17 protein-coding genes are annotated in these 15,680 nt (G+C 65.2%); 12 read left to right on the top strand and 5 right to left on the bottom strand.

All coding sequences use genetic code 11. The features are described from left to right. Positions 1-35: 35 nt before the first annotated feature. The 5 genes from ACSQ25_RS03675 to ACSQ25_RS03695 all read left to right on the top strand — a co-directional run bounded on the left by ACSQ25_RS03675 (position 36) and on the right by ACSQ25_RS03695 (position 5,488). Positions 36-1,037, top strand: a complete 1,002-nt coding sequence (locus ACSQ25_RS03675; RefSeq protein WP_436104356.1) for a TRAP transporter substrate-binding protein — start codon at positions 36-38, stop codon at positions 1,035-1,037. 344 nt (positions 1,038-1,381) lie between these two features. After that, entirely contained in the window at positions 1,382-1,906 is a 525-nt protein-coding gene (locus ACSQ25_RS03680; RefSeq protein ID WP_436104357.1) for a methylated-DNA--[protein]-cysteine S-methyltransferase, read from the top strand. Beyond that, the gene (gene xerD, locus ACSQ25_RS03685; protein ID WP_436104358.1) at positions 1,879-2,784 is read left to right on the top strand and encodes a site-specific tyrosine recombinase XerD; all 906 of its coding nucleotides are present in this window, start codon (positions 1,879-1,881) and stop codon (positions 2,782-2,784) included. The genes ACSQ25_RS03680 and xerD overlap by 28 nt, the downstream gene beginning before the upstream one ends. Before the next feature lie 92 nt (positions 2,785-2,876). Beyond that, positions 2,877-3,053, top strand: a complete 177-nt coding sequence (locus ACSQ25_RS03690) for a hypothetical protein (RefSeq protein WP_436104359.1) — start codon at positions 2,877-2,879, stop codon at positions 3,051-3,053. 281 nt (positions 3,054-3,334) lie between these two features. Further along, a complete protein-coding gene (locus ACSQ25_RS03695) occupies positions 3,335-5,488 on the top strand; it encodes a putative bifunctional diguanylate cyclase/phosphodiesterase (protein WP_436104360.1) in 2,154 nt (717 codons plus the stop codon). An 8-nt stretch (positions 5,489-5,496) separates the two neighbouring features. On the opposite strand, the gene ACSQ25_RS03700 is transcribed toward ACSQ25_RS03695, so the two are convergent. Both ACSQ25_RS03700 and ACSQ25_RS03705 read right to left on the bottom strand, forming a co-directional pair. Continuing rightward, positions 5,497-5,904, bottom strand: a complete 408-nt coding sequence (locus tag ACSQ25_RS03700) for a hypothetical protein (RefSeq protein ID WP_436104361.1) — start codon at positions 5,902-5,904, stop codon at positions 5,497-5,499. A 68-nt stretch (positions 5,905-5,972) separates the two neighbouring features. Continuing rightward, on the bottom strand, positions 5,973-6,956 hold the full coding sequence (locus ACSQ25_RS03705; protein ID WP_436104362.1) for an endonuclease/exonuclease/phosphatase family protein: 984 nt from the start codon (positions 6,954-6,956) through the stop codon (positions 5,973-5,975). Positions 6,957-6,994: 38 nt separating this feature from the next. Here ACSQ25_RS03705 and ACSQ25_RS03710 point away from each other — a divergent pair, with 38 nt between their 5' ends. The 3 genes from ACSQ25_RS03710 (at position 6,995) to ACSQ25_RS03720 (ending at position 9,092) form a co-directional block, all read left to right on the top strand. Then, positions 6,995-7,486 (top strand): aminoacyl-tRNA deacylase, encoded by a 492-nt coding sequence (locus ACSQ25_RS03710; protein ID WP_436108019.1) that lies wholly within the window; start codon positions 6,995-6,997, stop codon positions 7,484-7,486. A 74-nt stretch (positions 7,487-7,560) separates the two neighbouring features. Further along, a complete protein-coding gene (gene plsY, locus ACSQ25_RS03715; protein WP_436104363.1) occupies positions 7,561-8,181 on the top strand; it encodes a glycerol-3-phosphate 1-O-acyltransferase PlsY in 621 nt (206 codons plus the stop codon). 242 nt (positions 8,182-8,423) lie between these two features. After that, positions 8,424-9,092, top strand: a complete 669-nt coding sequence (locus ACSQ25_RS03720) for a DsbA family oxidoreductase (RefSeq protein WP_436104364.1) — start codon at positions 8,424-8,426, stop codon at positions 9,090-9,092. On the opposite strand, the gene ACSQ25_RS03725 is transcribed toward ACSQ25_RS03720, so the two are convergent. From ACSQ25_RS03725 to ACSQ25_RS03735, 3 genes are all read right to left on the bottom strand, one after another. Further along, the gene (locus tag ACSQ25_RS03725) at positions 9,089-9,931 is read right to left on the bottom strand and encodes an endonuclease/exonuclease/phosphatase family protein (protein ID WP_436104365.1); all 843 of its coding nucleotides are present in this window, start codon (positions 9,929-9,931) and stop codon (positions 9,089-9,091) included. The genes ACSQ25_RS03720 and ACSQ25_RS03725 overlap by 4 nt on opposite strands. Before the next feature lie 120 nt (positions 9,932-10,051). After that, entirely contained in the window at positions 10,052-11,092 is a 1,041-nt protein-coding gene (gene tsaD / locus ACSQ25_RS03730) for a tRNA (adenosine(37)-N6)-threonylcarbamoyltransferase complex transferase subunit TsaD (RefSeq protein WP_436104366.1), read from the bottom strand. 138 nt (positions 11,093-11,230) lie between these two features. Further along, positions 11,231-12,292, bottom strand: coding sequence for a 3-deoxy-7-phosphoheptulonate synthase (locus ACSQ25_RS03735; protein ID WP_436104367.1), 1,062 nt, complete (start codon positions 12,290-12,292; stop codon positions 11,231-11,233). A gap of 120 nt (positions 12,293-12,412) precedes the next feature. On the opposite strand from ACSQ25_RS03735, the gene ybiB reads away from it, so the two are divergent. The 4 genes from ybiB (at position 12,413) to ACSQ25_RS03755 (ending at position 15,677) form a co-directional block, all read left to right on the top strand. Then, positions 12,413-13,372: a DNA-binding protein YbiB gene (ybiB, locus tag ACSQ25_RS03740; protein ID WP_436104368.1), complete on the top strand. Its 960-nt coding sequence runs from the start codon at positions 12,413-12,415 to the stop codon at positions 13,370-13,372. A gap of 79 nt (positions 13,373-13,451) precedes the next feature. Next, complete coding sequence (locus tag ACSQ25_RS03745; protein WP_436104369.1) at positions 13,452-14,663, top strand: NAD(P)/FAD-dependent oxidoreductase; 1,212 nt, start codon at positions 13,452-13,454, stop codon at positions 14,661-14,663. 110 nt (positions 14,664-14,773) lie between these two features. Continuing rightward, complete coding sequence (rpsU, locus tag ACSQ25_RS03750) at positions 14,774-14,986, top strand: 30S ribosomal protein S21 (protein WP_005665410.1); 213 nt, start codon at positions 14,774-14,776, stop codon at positions 14,984-14,986. A 241-nt stretch (positions 14,987-15,227) separates the two neighbouring features. After that, a complete protein-coding gene (locus ACSQ25_RS03755) occupies positions 15,228-15,677 on the top strand; it encodes a GatB/YqeY domain-containing protein (protein ID WP_436104370.1) in 450 nt (149 codons plus the stop codon). Positions 15,678-15,680: the final 3 nt, after the last annotated feature.

Here is a 15,680-nt window from a genome sequence, read left to right on the forward strand (position 1 = left end):
GTATGGCTATTGTGGAATATTCTCGTCGTCACAGGATGAACCAAACCCCCTTCCCGATCCGAGCCCTGGCCGCCGTGCTGCTTGCCTGCGCAGGCAGCGCCGCGTGGGCGCAGGCGCCGATCGTCATCAAGTTCAGCCACGTGGTCGCGCCGGACACGCCGAAAGGACGCGCCGCCGAACGCTTCAAGACCTTGGCCGAGCAGATGACCGGCGGCCGGGTGAAGGTGCAAGTCTACCCGAACAGCCAGCTCTACAAGGACCGCGAGGAACTCGAAGCCCTGCAGCTGGGCGCGGTGCAGATGCTGGCGCCTTCGCTGGCCAAGTTCTCGCCGCTGGGCGTGAAGGAATTCGAAGCCTTCGACCTGCCGTATATCTTCCCGTCCAAGAAGGCGCTGTACGCGGTGACCGAGGGCCGCATCGGCCGCGGCCTGCTGCGCAAGCTCGAATCGAAGGGCATCACCGGCCTGGCCTATTGGGACAACGGCTTCAAGGTGATGTCGGCCAACAAGCCGCTGCTGAAACCGGCCGACTTCCGCGGCCTGCGCATGCGCATCCAGGCCTCGAAGGTGCTGGACGCCCAGATGCGGGCACTCGGCGCCCAGCCGGTGGCGCTGGCTTTCTCGGAGACCGCCCCGGCACTGCGCGACGGCGTGGTGGAAGGCACCGAAAACCCACCCTCGAACATGTTCACCCAGCGCATGCACGAATCCCAGAAGCATCTGACGGTGTCGAACCACGGCTACCTGGGTTACGCCGTCATCGTCAACAAGAAGTTCTGGGACGGCCTGCCGGGCGCCATCCGCAAGCAGCTGGAACGGGCCATGCTCGAGGCCACGGCCTACGAGAAAACCATTGCCCAGCGCACCAATGAGGCGGCGCTGGAATCGATCCGGCAGGCCGGCACCACCACCATCCATACGCTCAGCCCGCAGCAGCAGGCCGAGTGGCGGCGCGCCATGCAGCCGGTGTATGGACAGATGGAAGAGCGCATCGGCAAGGATGTGGTGCAGGCGATCCGCCGCGAGGTCGCACGCTGAGGGCTGGCGAACGGTCATGCGTTTTCTTCATAACTAAAATAATTTTTGTAATGTGGTCAAAAAGATACGCTTGCGTAGAAAACCTTGCGTTATGATGGGGCCTTATCGCACTCACATGGTGCGTACGCGAACAGAACACACACGGTTTTGGGGAGCATAGATAAAATCACGGTAATCCATACCGGAGACACATTGAGGAGACGCACGTTTTACAGAAGCCGTTAGCACAGCTAAACGGCCGGAGACGTGACCCGAATTGGAGCGCACCCGAGGGTGCGCTTTTTTTTCGTCCGCGAGGGGCGCCGGGGCTGGCAGGGCGGCATCCCAGCGGTTAAGATGGAAGAATGAAGACTGACCAGGCAAGCACCTTGTTCAACGCCATTGTCCCGGCGGCATTTGGCGCCATCGGCATCCGCACCACGGACGGCCGCGTGCGCGAACTGGTGTACCTGCAGCCCACGTTCGAAGAAAAAGCCGCCGACAACGCCGTCGCGGAACAGGCCGCTCTCCAGGTCGCGCATTACCTGCAGGATCCCGATTTCCGCTTCGAGTTGCCGCTGTTCGAGGCCGGCACCGACTTCCAGCGCCGCGTCTGGTCCGAGATTTCCGCTATCCCACGCGGCAACGTCAAGACCTATGGCCAGGTGGCCAAGCTGATCGGTTCGGCCCCGCGCGCGGTCGGCCAGGCCTGCGGCGCCAACTGGTTCCCGCTCATCATCCCCTGCCACCGCGTGACCGCGTCCGGCGGGCTGGGCGGTTTCTCGAACCAGGACGACGAAAACGGTTTCCACCTCTCGGTCAAGCGCTGGCTGCTGCGCCACGAAGGCGCCACCGCATCCCCATGGCAGCAGCAATCGATCTGGGACTGATCGACGAGTTCTGCGACACCCTCTGGCTGGAACAGGGGCTGGCCAAAAATTCGCTCGACGCCTACCGCCGCGACCTGAAGCTGTTCGCCGGCTGGCTGCAGGCCAAGCGCCCGCAACGCCCCAGCCTGCTGGGCGTGGAGCCCGAGGACATCGCCGCCTATTTCGCCGAACGCCATGCCGATACCCGGCCCAGCTCGGCCAACCGGCGCCTCTCGGTGCTCAAGCGTTTCTACGGGCTGGCACTGCGCCGCAACCAGATCCCGCACGATCCCTGCCTCAAGATGGCCTCGGCGAAGCAGCCGACCCGTTTCGTCCATACGCTGAGCGAAAACCAGGTCGAGGCCCTCTTGGGGGCGCCGGACGTGAGCACGCCGCTGGGCCTGCGTGAACGCACCATGCTGGAGCTGATGTATGCGAGCGGGCTGCGGGTGTCGGAACTGGTGGCCCTGAAGCTGGTCGAGGTCAGCCTGAACGACGGCGTGCTGCGCATCACCGGCAAGGGCAGCAAGACCCGCCTCGTGCCTTTCGGCGCGGAGGCGCGCCTCTGGCTGGAACGCTACCTGAAGGATCCGCGCGGCATCATCCTGAACGGGCAGGTCGACGACGCGCTCTTCGTCACCGGCCGCGGCGGCGCGATGACGCGGCAGATGTTCTGGATCCTGATCAAGAAGCATGCGCAAAAGGCCGGCATCCAGGGGCCGCTGTCGCCGCACACGCTGCGCCACGCCTTCGCCACCCATCTGCTGAACCACGGCGCCGACTTGCGCGTCGTACAACTGCTGCTGGGGCATGCCGACATTTCGACCACACAGATCTATACGCATGTTGCGCGCGAGCGCCTCAAGCATTTGCACGCCCAGCATCACCCGCGTGGTTAATTCAAGCCACGGCGCCCGCAGTCGGCCATAATGGGCCTCGCACCAAGCGAAGCACGCAGCATCGACCCACATCCACTGGCAATGAGGAAAACATGGCAAAGACAAACTTCCAGTACGAAAAGCGGCAGCGTGAACTCGAGAAGAAACGCAAGGCGGAAGAAAAGGCAAGGCGCAAGCAGGATACCAAGCGCGACGGGCAAGCCGATGCGCCATCCGGGCAGGAAGGCGGAGACCCGCAACAGGAAGCGGCTCCGCAGGACGCTGCCTGAAGGCAGGTCCTGCGTAGCCGGGACGGGAATTTTCGCGCTCAGGCTCCGTCCTGGCATAGGGTGGAGCTCCTTGCGCATGTTGGCAATATAAACAGGCGCGGCGCCCCGATCCACCCGCATGCGACAGGCGGTTGGCCGGCGGGTCTGGAATGCCGAAAAACGCGACGGAATGCAGACGGGCCTGGCCTTTGCGTGAGCACAAACGCCGCATCGGAAAGGCGGGAAGAATGATGGGATTGTCATGAAATTCATGACTATTTCCATCTGGAAAGGATCTTTCCGTGAGCGAACAAGCGCGCGACCCGACCGGCTGGCCCAGTGGGCCGCGCGGGCCGGACTTGCCCGCCTCGCCGCCGGCTGCCGCGCCCGAAGGTATATCGCCCGACGGTCCCGGCCGCCAGGCGCTGGACTGGCTGTACCGCTTCGTCGCCGCGATCGAAATGGCGCCGGCGGTCGCCGTCCATTCGACCGATGCGGCCGGCATCGTGCGCTTCTGGAACCATGCCTGCGCCCAGCTGTTCGGCATTCCGGCCAGCCATGCGCTGGGCCGGCCTTTGCGCGAACTGGTCTCCCATCTCGAGCGCCAGGCCGAGTTCGACGGCGTCATCGCCGAGATCTGGCATGGCGGCGTCGCTCCGGCACCGCGCGACTGGCAGGTCGAGACCGCGGCCGGCCGGCGCCTGTGGCTGCATTCGAACCACTTTCCCGTCAAGCGCGACGGCGCCACCCAGCAGGTGTTCTGCATGGAGGTCGACATCACCGCGCGCAAGCAGGTCGAGGCCAATCTGGTGCAGGCGGCGCGCGTGTTCGAGAACGCGCACGAGGCCATCATCGTCATGGATGCCGAATACCGGGTCCAGACGGTCAACCGGGCCTTCACCGACATCACCGGCTTCAGCGCCGCCGACATCGTCGGCTCGACCCTGGCCAGCCTGCCCTGGGGCGAAGCGGGGGCGGGCTTCTATGAATCCATCTGGTCCCAGCTCGACGGTCACGACCGCTGGCAAGGCGAGCTGCCCGCCCTGCGCAAGAACGGCGAGCACTACACGGCCTGGGTCGCGCTGAGCACCATCCGCGACCCGCATGGCGAAGCCGGCAGCTACATGGCGATGCTGTCCGACATCAGCGAACGCAAGCGGGTGGAAGCGCAGGTGCGGCACCAGGCCGAGCACGACGTGCTCACCGGCCTACCGAACCGCGCCCTGTTCCTCGACCGCATGCACCATGCGCTGGCCACCTGGCGCCGCCAGCGCGACAGCTTCGCAGTCCTGTTCCTCGATCTCGACCGCTTCAAGGCCATCAACGACAACAACGGCCACCAGACGGGCGATGCGGTGCTGCGCGAGGTCGCCGCGCGCCTGCGCGGCTGCGTGCGCCGGGTCGACACCATCAGCCGCCTGGGCGGCGACGAATTCGTCGTGCTGCTGGCTGACATCGGCGGGGGCGACCAGGCGGCCCACGTCGCCAACGCCGTGATGCAGGCGGTCTCGCGTCCCATCGACGTGGCCGGGCAGACGCTGTCGCTGTCGGCCTCGATTGGGGTCGCGATCTGTCCCACCGACGGCGTCGACGTCGACACCCTGATGCACCATGCCGACGTGGCCATGTACCACGCCAAGCAGAACGGCCGCAGCAGCTTCCGCTTCTTCAGTCCCGAGATGAATGCGCGCATGGTCGAGCGCGGCGACATCGAAAAGCGCCTGCGCCAGGCGCTCGAGCGCGGCGAGTTCGTGCTCGAGTACCAGCCGGAACTCGACATCGGGTCCGGCAAGGTGATCGGCATGGAAGCCCTGATCCGCTGGCGCCATCCCGAGCGCGGCCTGTTGCTGCCGCACGCGTTCCTGCCGGTGGCCGAGGAATGCGGCCTGATCGTGCCGATCGGGGATTGGGTGCTGCGCGAAGCCTGCACCCGGGCGCGCAGCTGGCGCGATGCGGGGCATGCGGTGACGGTGGCGGTGAACCTGTCCGACATTCAGTTCCTGCATGGCCGCCTGCTCGACACGGTCGACGCCGCGCTGGCACAGTCGGGGCTGGCGCCGGCCTGGCTCGACCTGGAAATCACCGAGGGGGCCATCATGCGCGGCGACGATGGACTCGACGCCACGGTGGCGGCCCTGCGCGAACGCGGCGTGCAGCTGACCATCGACCGCTTCGGCACCGGGCTGTCGAGCCTGTCGTCACTGCGGCGCTTCCCGCTGTCGAAGCTGAAGATCGACCGCAGCTTCGTGAGCGACATCGAGCACGATCCGATGGATGCGGCGCTGATCCCGGCGATCATCGCGGTGGCGCGCAGCCTGCGCCTGCGCGTGGTGGCCGAAGGCGTGGAAACCGAGGAGCAATTGCGCTTCCTGCGCCAGCACGGCTGCGACGAGTACCAGGGTTACTATGCGGCCGGGGCGAGCGCCCGGCCCGATTTCAAGCCGGCGCCGCACTGAGCCGACACTTACATCCTGACAGGGACGGGCCACTCTGCCGCGATGCGCCCCGCAATCAGCCTGACTGCGCGCCGCACCAGCAGCGCCCGGAACAGCAGGGGAGCGAGCGGCGCCAGGATAAACAGTCCGGAAGGCAGCATGCGTGCGCTGAAGACCGCCGGCTGCACGATATAGACCGAGGCAAGGGCCAGGACCCAGGCGGTGACGGCGGCAATGAACAGGGGAGTCGCGCCGGTCTCCCGGGTCGCCCTGTCCACGATCTCCAGCTGCAGCCCTTGCGGCAGGCGCTCCAGGTCGCGGCACCGGTACAGCGGCGCCACCGGGATGCCCGCCGGGTCGGTGAAGCCGAACCTGCTCGAGCGTGCCTGCTCGAGCAGTTCATCGGCAATGCGATTGGCTGTGGCTGTCGATAACATCGGCTCCTCCGTTTCAGACCAGGAGGAAGTCTAGCGCTTCAATAACGAGAATTATGCGCAGAATGTCACTACCGCAGGCAATCGAGTTCGCTGTCGATCTTCCCCGCCTGCGGATACAGCCGGATCCGCGCCAGCACCTGTCCATGGTCCGAGGCCTCCGGCAGCCCGAGGTTCAGGTGGTCGTTGAGGTAGACCACGTCCACCACCTCGCCGATCGCATCCGGCAGCTGTGGATTGAATTCCTGCGATACCAGGATGTGATCGATGGTCGAGTGGCGGCTTTCGTGCACGATCGAGAAGCCGACGTGGCGCAGGTTGTCCTGGTGCATGTGCAGGCGCGCGGCGTCGAACATGCGCTCGCCCAGCGGTGCGCCTTCGCCCAGCACGATCTCGGTGGTCACCGAATCGGCGACGTCGTTGAAGTCGCCCAGCACGATGCGCGGACGCTGCTTGTCGCGCGCCATGTCGGTCAGCAGCACGCGCAACGCGGTGGCCTCGGTACCGCGCCGGATCAGCGAGCGCAGGCAGGCCAGGGCATACAGGTTCGGGTCTTCGCCGGTATCGCTGCTGCGGTAATCGGGACGGCGCGACTTCAGGTGCACCACCACCACGTCGATCACGATGCCCGGCGCCAGTTCGACCTCGACGTGCAGCGGGGCGCGCGTGAAGCGGTCCGGGTCGCGGCTGCCCGGCGGCATCGCCACGCTGTCGGGGAACATCGCCATGGGGCGCCCGTGGCTCAGCACCGGCAGGCGCGAGACCAGCGCCACGCTCGGCGTCAGGCGCGGCGCTTCCGGGTCGGGATCGAAGCCCAGGTGGACCGCATCGCGGTAGCGGCGGGTACGCGCCAGCACCTCCTTCAGCGTGGCCTGCGAGAAGATTTCCTGGAAGCCGATGACGTCGGCGTTGAGCAGGTCGATCTGGTGCGCGGTCCAGTCCAGCTTGGCCTCATATTCTTCCTGCGTGCAGGGCGTCAGGTTCTCGTAGCACTGCATGCCGGGCGGGGCCAGGTTGAAAGTATTGAAGGTGGCAAAGCGAATTTCTTCCTGCATAATGGAAACCCCTTATGTTCGTATTTAGCGTACCACGCATGGCCAAGAAAGAGCACGTATCTGAAACACCCGCGACCCAGTTCCTGCGCAAGCATGGCGTGGTTTTTAGCGAACATCCGTATGAGTATGAGGAACATGGCGGCACCGCCGTTTCTTCGCGCGAACTCGGCGTGCCTGAGCACAATGTCATCAAGACATTGGTAATGCAGGACGAGGCGGCGCGCCCGCTGATCGTCCTGATGCATGGCGACTGCAAGGTGTCGACCAAGAACCTGGCGCGGGCGATTCCCTGCAAGTCGGTCGAGCCCTGCAAACCGGACGTGGCGCAGCGCCATTCCGGCTACCTGGTCGGCGGCACCTCGCCCTTCGGCGTGCGCAAGGCGATGCCGGTCTACGTCGAGGAGTCGGTCCTGGCCCTGGACAAGATCTACATCAACGGCGGCCGCCGCGGCTACCTGGTGGGCATCGCGCCTTCCGTGCTGACCGGAGTGCTGGGAGCGCGCGCGGTGCAGTGCGCGCTGGCCGAGTGACTTGCTGTAGGGCATGGTGTATAGTCCGTGCGCCTGCTTATTTGCACTGACAAGAACAACGCCAGAGAGACCAGATGAATACCCTGATCGCCACCATTGCCGCCTACCTGATCGGCTCGATTTCCTTCGCGGTCGTGATGAGCCGCGCCTTCGGCCTGTCCGACCCGCGCACCTATGGTTCCAAGAACCCGGGCGCCACCAATGTGCTGCGCAGCGGCAGCAAGAAGGCCGCGATCGCGACCCTGGTCGGCGACGCCGCCAAGGGCTGGCTGGCGGTCTGGCTGGCTGTTCACTATGGCCCGCAGTACGGACTCGATACCGGCGGCATTGCGCTGGTCGCGATCGCCGTGTTCCTGGGCCACCTGTGGCCGGTGTTCTTCAAGTTCGTCGGCGGCAAGGGCGTGGCGACCGCGCTCGGCGTGCTGCTCGGGATTAACGTGTGGCTGGGGCTGGCGACGCTGGCGACCTGGCTGATCGTGGCCTATGCCTTCCGCTATTCCTCGCTGGCGGCGCTGATCGCCTCGATCTTCGCGCCTTTCTATTACGGCCTGCTGTTCGGCGCGGACGAGATCCTGTTTGCGGTGGCGGCGATGAGCGCGCTGCTGCTGTACCGTCATGGCAGCAATATCGGTAAGCTGATTGCCGGAAAAGAGTCGAAGATCGGCAGCAAGGCGAAAGGCACGGCCAAGAAGTAAGTTCGCGGGGTTGCTGGCCAAATTGGATCCCGGCCTTCGCCGGGATGACGTGCTGAGGATACGGGCCTCAAGTCTGCGTCAACAGCACCGCTGGCCGAAAAACCGTCGTCCCGGCGCAGGCCGGGACCCAAGTCCGTAGCACACCGCAATAACCCCCTTGCACCACCCTTAAACGCACATCGCGTTACCATATCGCCACCAGGCACCCACGGTGCCGCAACGAACCCGAAAGGTGGCACCCCATGACCAAGCAACTCAGGATCGATTTCGTATCGGACGTCTCGTGCCCGTGGTGCGCGATCGGCCTCAGCTCGCTGGAACTGGCGCTGGCCCGCGTCAAGGGCGAGCTCAGCGCCGACCTGCATTTCCAGCCCTTCGAACTGAACCCGAACATGGGCCCGGACGGCCAGGACATCGTCGAGCACATCACCGAGAAGTACGGCGCCACCGCCGAGCAGCAGGCCAACAGCCGCGAGATGATCCGCCAGCGCGGCCTCGACGTCGGCTTTACGTTCGACATGGAACGACGCGGACGCATCTACAACACCTTCGATGCCCACCGCCTGCTGTCCTGGGCCGAGGAAGAGGGTCGCCAGCGCGACCTCAAGATGGCCCTGTTCGAAGCCTACTTCAGCCATTGCGAAGACCCCAGCAACCACGACGTGCTGCTGAATGCCGTCGAGCGCGTCGGCCTGGACCGCGACACCGCGGTACGCATCCTCGCAAGCGACGAGTATGCCGAGGAAGTGCGCGAGCGCGAGCAGTTCTTCCAGCGTGCCGGCGTCCATTCGGTCCCGGCCATCATCATCAACCAGCGCCACCTGATCTCGGGCGGCCAGCCGCCGGAAGTGTTCGAGCAGGCGCTGCGCGACATTGCGGCGCGCAGCGAAACGCCACAGCCGCAGGCTTAGTTCAATTCCAATACGATCGGCTGGTGATCCGAGGCCGCAGTCTCGGACTGCACGTCCACCGTCGCCACGCGCGATGCCAGGTCGTCGGTGACGAAGAAGAAGTCGTAGCATTCCGGCTTGTCCGGCCACGGATAGCCGTGCAGGCCGGTGGTCGGGGCGCGCGCCACGCCACCGTAGGCGACGCGCCAGGCATCCAGGAAAGCGGGGGCGCCGTCGATCGGCGCCAGCAGGGCCTGGTAGTCGCCCGAGTCCGGCGCGAAATTGAAGTCGCCGCAGAGGATGCTGGAGGCCGGACGGAAGCCCAGCTGGTAAGGCGCGTCGAGGTTCGGGTCGGGCTGGAAGATGCGCGCGCGGGCACTGGCCTCGGCATGCAGTTCGCGGATGCGCGCCACCTGCGCCATGCGCTGCAGCGGCGAATAGTATTCGAGGTGGGTGGTCATCAGGCGCAGTTTGCCGCTGGGCGCATCGATGACGGTTTCCATCAGCCCGCGCGGCATGCCGGCCGGATTCTTCGGGTCGGCGGGCCAGGGCAGCAGGTGGCGGTGCACTTGCGAGATGCGGTAGCGCGAGAGGATCAGGTTGCCGAACAGGCGAGGCGAGTTGTTCTTGTAGAGTTCACTCGGGGCGTGCTCCATCATGTGGTAGCCGCCGAAGGCACCACCCAGCTGCTTGAACTGGTTGGCGGTGGCGCCGCCGTCCAGCTCCGGGTGATTGGCCGCTACTTCTTGCAGGCACACTACGTCTGGATTCAGGCGGCGCAGGACGTCGATGATCGCATGGATGCGAATCCGCCCGTCCTTGCCACAACCCCAACGAATGTTCCAACTTACAACGCGCATCGTCTGACCTCCGTAAATCTTAACCGTCGGATATTGCCATTGTTTGGCTAGCGGCGGTCACACGGTAGGATCGATATCAGCTTAGCAAGTTCACCTGATAACACGGGCTTTGGCCCCGGGCTAGGCGGCTTCCAGCTCGTCCAGCGGCCAGCGCGGACGCACGTTGAACGCATAGTCGCGCTGGGCCAGCGCCGGGTTGCGCTCGAGACGCATGGCGCCGGCGAAAGCGATCATGGCGCCGTTGTCGGTGCAGAATTCCAGCTCCGGATAATAGACCTGGAACTTGCGCTTGGCCGCGGCCGCATTCAGCGACTCGCGCAACTGGCGGTTGGCGCCGACGCCGCCGGCGATCACCAGGCGCTTGAGGCCGGTGTGGCGCAGGGCGTTGACGCACTTCGCGGTCAGCACCTCGACGATGGCGTCGACGAAGCCGCGCGCGATGTTGGCCTTGTCCTGCTCGCAGATGTTCGCGACCACCTTCTCTTCATGGTTCTTGACCACGGTAAGCACGGCGGTCTTCAGGCCCGAGAAGCTGAAGTTGAAATCCTTCGAATGCAGCATCGGGCGCGGCAGCGTATAGGCGGCAGGGTCGCCGAACTCGGCCAGGCGCGAGATCGCCGGTCCGCCCGGATAGCCCAGGCCCAGCAGCTTGGCCGACTTGTCGAAGGCTTCGCCGGCGGCGTCGTCCAGGGTCTCGCCCAGCAGCGTGTAGCGGCCGACGCCGTCCACCCGCATCAGCTGGGTGTGGCCGCCCGAGACCAGCAGGGCGATGAAGGGAAAGTCGGGGCGCTCGCTGGCCAGCAGCGGCGACAGCAGATGGCCTTCCAGGTGGTGCACCCCCAATACCGGCTTGTCCAGCGCCAGCGCCAGCGAGCAGGCCACCGAGGAGCCGACCAGCAGGGCGCCGGCCAGGCCCGGGCCCTGGGTGTAGGCGATGGCGTCGATCGCATCCATCGGGATGGCGGCGCGTTTGATCACTTCTTCCAGCAGCGGCAGGGCGCGGCGGATGTGATCGCGCGAAGCCAGTTCCGGCACCACGCCGCCATACTCTTCGTGCATGGCAACCTGCGAATGCAGGGCATGGGACAGCAGGCCGCGCTCGGTGTCGTACAGAGCCAGGCCGGTTTCATCGCAGGAGGATTCGACGCCGAGGACAATCATGGGGGGAGAAAGGTAAAGCGGAATCCGCCATTGTAGCGTAGGGTGGACGGCTTCGCCGTCCGCGCGTTCAGCCAATATAAGAATAGACGATGTCAGTTCATAGGTGATTTGAACGCGCGGTCGGCGGAGCCGACCACCCTACGAGCGTTGCAGCAACTCTTTATGCGCACTGCGCAGCATCGCTTCGGTCTCTTCCCAGCCGATGCAGCCGTCGGTCACCGAGCAGCCGTACTTCAGCTGCGACAGGTCTTCCGGAATCGCCTGGGCGCCGCTGACGATGTTCGACTCGATCATCACGCCGACCAGCGAGCGGTTGCCGTGCTTGATCTGCTGGATCACGTCCGACATCACGAGCGGCTGCAGGTCCGGCTTCTTGTAGCTGTTGGCATGCGAGCAATCCACCACCAGGTTGGCCGGCAGCCCGGCCTTCTGCAGCGCCTGCTCGGCGATCGCCACCGACACCGAATCGTAGTTCGGACGGCCGCCGCCGCCGCGCAGCACCACGTGGCCGTAGGCATTGCCGCTGGTGCGCACGATCGACACCGTGCCCTGGCCGTTGATGCCGAGGAAGGCGTGCGGGTTGGCCGAGGACAGCACCGCGTTGATGGCAATCGAGACGTCGCCATCGGTACCGTTCTTGAAGCCGACCGGGGTCGACAGGCCGGACGACATCTCGCGGTGGGTCTGCGATTCGGTGGTGCGTGCGCCGATCGCGGTCCAGGCGATCAGGTCGCCCAGGTACTGCGGCGAGATCGGGTCGAGCGCTTCAGTGGCGGTGGGCAGGCCCAGTTCGCAGACGTCGAGCAGGAAGCGGCGCGCGCGTTCCATGCCGACCTCGACGCGGAAGGAGTCGTCCATGAAGGGGTCGTTGATGTAGCCCTTCCAGCCGGTGGTCGTGCGCGGCTTCTCGAAATACACCCGCATCACCAGCACCATCGTATCGGCGACTTCCGCCTGCAGCGCCTTGAGGCGGCGCGCATAGTCCAGGCCGGCTTCCGGATCGTGGATGGAGCAGGGGCCGACGACCACGAACAGGCGCTTGTCCTTGCGGTCGAGGATGTTGCGCAGGGTTTCGCGGCCGCCCATCACGGTGGCGAAGGCGCGGTCGCTCAGGGGCAGGGAGGCGTGGAGTTCGTTCGGCGTCGGCATCTGCGCGAACGAACTGACGTTGGTATTTTCGATTGCAGGCGTGTTGATCATGGTGCGTGAGTGTCAAGAGGGACTATCCAGTGTAGACCGAAAATGCTGCACTTGCACAAGGCCGGCCAAAAACTCAATCCGGCGCGCACATGCTGCGCTCAAGCGTTGTATCCTTGCGCAATGGACAAGACAAGCGAAGCATTCGCCGCCGCCCCCTTCATCAAGGAAATCGGCCGCGGCGTCAAAGGGGCGCGCAGCATGTCGCGCGAGGATGCCCGTGCGCTCTACACGGCGATGCTGGAAGGGCGCGTGTCCGACCTCGAGCTGGGCGCCATCCTGCTGGCGATGCGCATCAAGGGCGAATCGGTGGAAGAGCTGGCCGGTTTCATGGACGCGGCGGAGAGCGCCTTCGCACCGCTGCCGAGTCCGCCGGGCGAGTTCGCCCCGGTGCTGATCCCGAGCTACAACGGCGCGCGCAAGCTGGCCAACCTGACACCGCTGCTGGCACTGCTGCTGGCGCGCGAGGGGGTGCCGACCCTGGTGCACGGCGTGCGCAGCGATCCGGGCCGGATCACCACTGCCGAGATCCTGGCCGAACTCGGCCTGGCCGAAGCCGGCTCGAGCACCGACATCCTGGAGGCGGCGGCCAGCGGCCGTCCCGCCTTCATTCCGATCGAGGGGCTGGCCCCGAGCCTGGCCCGCATGCTGTCGCTGCGCCGCATCCTCGGCGTGCGCAACTCCACGCATACCCTGGTAAAGATCCTGCAGCCCTTCGAAGGCCCGGCCCTGCGCCTGGTCTCGTACACGCATCCGGAATACCTGGCGACGCTGGGCGAGTACTTCGGCACGGCCGCCCCCCATCAGCGCGGCGACGCCTTCCTGATGCGCGGCACCGAAGGCGAGACCGTCGCCAATCCGCACCGCGCCCAGCAGATCGACTGGTTCCACGGCGGCCAGCGCACGCTGCTGGTCGAACGCGACGCACCCGCCGACCAGCTGGCCGAGGTGCCGGAAGCACGCGATGCGGCCACCACGGCGGCCTGGATCGCGGCCGCCCTGCGCGGCGAGGTTCCCATTCCAGCGCCGATCGCGGCCCAGGCCGCGCACTGCATGCGCGTGGCGCGCGCCCTGCGTTCCTGAGCCGCCTGGGCGCTGTCGGGGCAGCGCTGAACCGTATACAATGGACGGTTTTGCGATTCGCAGGGCAGGGTAACAGAGCATGGCAAAACACTACGACGTAGCAGTAATCGGCGCGGGCGCCGCCGGCATGATGTGCGCGGCGGTCGCGGCCCAGCGCGGCAAGCGCGTGGTGCTGATCGACCATGCAGCGTGCCTGGCCGAGAAGATCCGCATTTCCGGCGGTGGGCGCTGCAATTTCACCAATATCAATGCCGGCCCGGCCAACTTCCTGTCGCAGAACCCGCATTTCTGCCGCAGCGCGTTGTCGCGCTACACGGCGCAGGACTTCCTGGCCCTGGTCAAAAAGCATCGCATCGCTTACCACGAGAAGCACAAGGGCCAGCTGTTCTGCGACGACTCGTCCGAACAGATCATCCAGATGCTGCGCGCCGAATGCGCGGCGGGCGAGGTCAGCTGGCGCATGCCTTGCAAGGTCGGCAGCATCGAAAAACGCGATGCCGGTTTCCACATCACCGCGGAAGGCGGCGACCTCACCTGCGACAGCCTGGTGATCGCCACCGGTGGCCTGTCGATCCCGAAGATCGGCGCGACCGACCTCGGCTACCGCGTCGCCAGGCAGTTCGACCTGCAGGTGGTCGAGCCGCGTCCGGGCTTGGTGCCGCTCACCTTCGACGGCCCCAGCTGGGAAGCCTTCGCCCCGCTGGCCGGCATCGCACTCGAGGTGGAAGTCAGCACCGGCAGCGCCAAGGGGAAGAATAAAGCCCAGCACGGCCATTTCCGCGAAGACCTGCTGTTCACCCACCGCGGCCTGTCCGGCCCGGCCATCCTGCAGATCTCGAGCTACTGGCAGCCGGGCACCCCGATCATGATCGACCTGCTGCCCGAAATGGACGTGGCCGAGGAACTGATCTCATCCAAAACGACGGTCAAGAAGCAGCTGGGTAACGTGCTGGCGCAATGGCTGCCGGCGCGCCTGGCCGAGGGCCTCCTGACCGCCAACGGCTTCGCGCCGGATGCGCGCCTGGCCGACATGGCCGACGCCAGGCTGCGCAAGCTGGGCGACGCCATCAACCGCTGGGCCATCGTCCCGACCGGGTCGGAAGGCTACAGGAAGGCCGAAGTAACCCTGGGCGGCGTGGACACGCGCGAGCTGTCGCAGCAGACCATGATGGCCAACAAGGCGCCGGGCCTGTACTTCATCGGCGAGACCGTCGACGTCACCGGCTGGCTGGGCGGCTATAACTTCCAGTGGGCGTGGGCGTCCGGCTACGTGGCCGGCAGCAGTGTTTGAGGGTGTCGCTGTCGGTGTGGCAATTGGAGAACAGCTTGATAAAATCTTCCACTGAGCCGCAAATAGTGCTAAACTTTCGTTCTTCCTAAATCCAACGGTTTCATTTTTACATGACCACTATCCGCCTTAAAGAAAACGAGCCGTTCGAAGTCGCTATGCGTCGCTTCAAGCGCACTATCGAAAAAACCGGTCTGCTGACCGAACTGCGCGCTCGCGAGTTCTACGAAAAGCCAACTGCAGAGCGCAAGCGTAAGCTGGCAGCCGCAGTGAAGCGTCACTACAAGCGTATCCGCAGCCAGCAGCTGCCGAAGAAGCTGTACTAATTAGACTGCATTGACGGCTTGTTCCGGTGACGATAGTCCCGGCGAGTCGCTGAGCGTCCACAAGCCCGCTCCGGTATTGCCGCGGCGGGTTTTGTCGTTTATACCAATTCATTTACCCTTGAGCGTCTAACAAAACCTTCAGGGCAAGGCGCATCGGCGAAGACAGTACGCCTGTACGGCGAGACGATGCAACGCTGCCATGGAGGTTTTGTTAGGCGCTCCCAAACCAGACGGAGAAGCCATGAGCCTAAAAGCACAAATCACCGAGGACATGAAAGCTGCGATGCGCGCCAAGGAAAGCGCCCGCCTGGCCACCATCCGCCTGATCCTCGCCGAGATCAAGCGCAAGGAAGTCGACGAACAGATCGAACTGGACGACACCCAGACCCTGGCCATCGTCGAGAAGATGATCAAGCAGCGCAAGGATTCGATCACCCAGTTCGAAGCCGGCGGCCGCGCCGACCTGGCCGACATCGAGAAGGCCGAACTGGTCATCCTGTCGGCCTATATGCCGGCCGGGCTGTCGGATGAGGAAATCGCCGCCGAAGTGGCTGCTGCTGTCGCTTCGACCGGTGCTGCCGGACCGCAGGACATGGGCAAGGTGATGGGCGTGCTGAAGCCGAAGCTGGCCGGGCGCGCGGACATGACCGTGGTGTCGGGGCTGGTGAAGAAGGCGCTGAGCGGCGCATGATTG

It is taken from the genome of Massilia sp. LjRoot122 (genome assembly GCF_964252725.1).
GTDB lineage: Bacteria > Pseudomonadota > Gammaproteobacteria > Burkholderiales > Burkholderiaceae_D > Telluria.

What these genes read in the sequence shown, in the direction of transcription:
- ACSQ25_RS03700 (WP_436104361.1), bottom strand. Translation starts at nt 5,904, where the DNA reads ATGTTATCGACAGCCACAGCCAATCGCATTGCCGATGAACTGCTCGAG.
- ACSQ25_RS03745 (WP_436104369.1), top strand. Translation starts at nt 13,452, where the DNA reads ATGGCAAAACACTACGACGTAGCAGTAATCGGCGCGGGCGCCGCCGGC.
- ACSQ25_RS03725 (WP_436104365.1), bottom strand. Translation starts at nt 9,931, where the DNA reads ATGCGCGTTGTAAGTTGGAACATTCGTTGGGGTTGTGGCAAGGACGGG.
- rpsU (WP_005665410.1), top strand. Translation starts at nt 14,774, where the DNA reads ATGACCACTATCCGCCTTAAAGAAAACGAGCCGTTCGAAGTCGCTATG.
- tsaD (WP_436104366.1), bottom strand. Translation starts at nt 11,092, where the DNA reads ATGATTGTCCTCGGCGTCGAATCCTCCTGCGATGAAACCGGCCTGGCT.
- ACSQ25_RS03735 (WP_436104367.1), bottom strand. Translation starts at nt 12,292, where the DNA reads ATGATCAACACGCCTGCAATCGAAAATACCAACGTCAGTTCGTTCGCG.
- ACSQ25_RS03675 (WP_436104356.1), top strand. Translation starts at nt 36, where the DNA reads ATGAACCAAACCCCCTTCCCGATCCGAGCCCTGGCCGCCGTGCTGCTT.
- xerD (WP_436104358.1), top strand. Translation starts at nt 1,879, where the DNA reads ATGGCAGCAGCAATCGATCTGGGACTGATCGACGAGTTCTGCGACACC.
- plsY (WP_436104363.1), top strand. Translation starts at nt 7,561, where the DNA reads ATGAATACCCTGATCGCCACCATTGCCGCCTACCTGATCGGCTCGATT.
- ACSQ25_RS03690 (WP_436104359.1), top strand. Translation starts at nt 2,877, where the DNA reads ATGGCAAAGACAAACTTCCAGTACGAAAAGCGGCAGCGTGAACTCGAG.
- ACSQ25_RS03705 (WP_436104362.1), bottom strand. Translation starts at nt 6,956, where the DNA reads ATGCAGGAAGAAATTCGCTTTGCCACCTTCAATACTTTCAACCTGGCC.
- ACSQ25_RS03680 (WP_436104357.1), top strand. Translation starts at nt 1,382, where the DNA reads ATGAAGACTGACCAGGCAAGCACCTTGTTCAACGCCATTGTCCCGGCG.
- ACSQ25_RS03755 (WP_436104370.1), top strand. Translation starts at nt 15,228, where the DNA reads ATGAGCCTAAAAGCACAAATCACCGAGGACATGAAAGCTGCGATGCGC.
- ybiB (WP_436104368.1), top strand. Translation starts at nt 12,413, where the DNA reads ATGGACAAGACAAGCGAAGCATTCGCCGCCGCCCCCTTCATCAAGGAA.
- ACSQ25_RS03720 (WP_436104364.1), top strand. Translation starts at nt 8,424, where the DNA reads ATGACCAAGCAACTCAGGATCGATTTCGTATCGGACGTCTCGTGCCCG.
- ACSQ25_RS03710 (WP_436108019.1), top strand. Translation starts at nt 6,995, where the DNA reads ATGGCCAAGAAAGAGCACGTATCTGAAACACCCGCGACCCAGTTCCTG.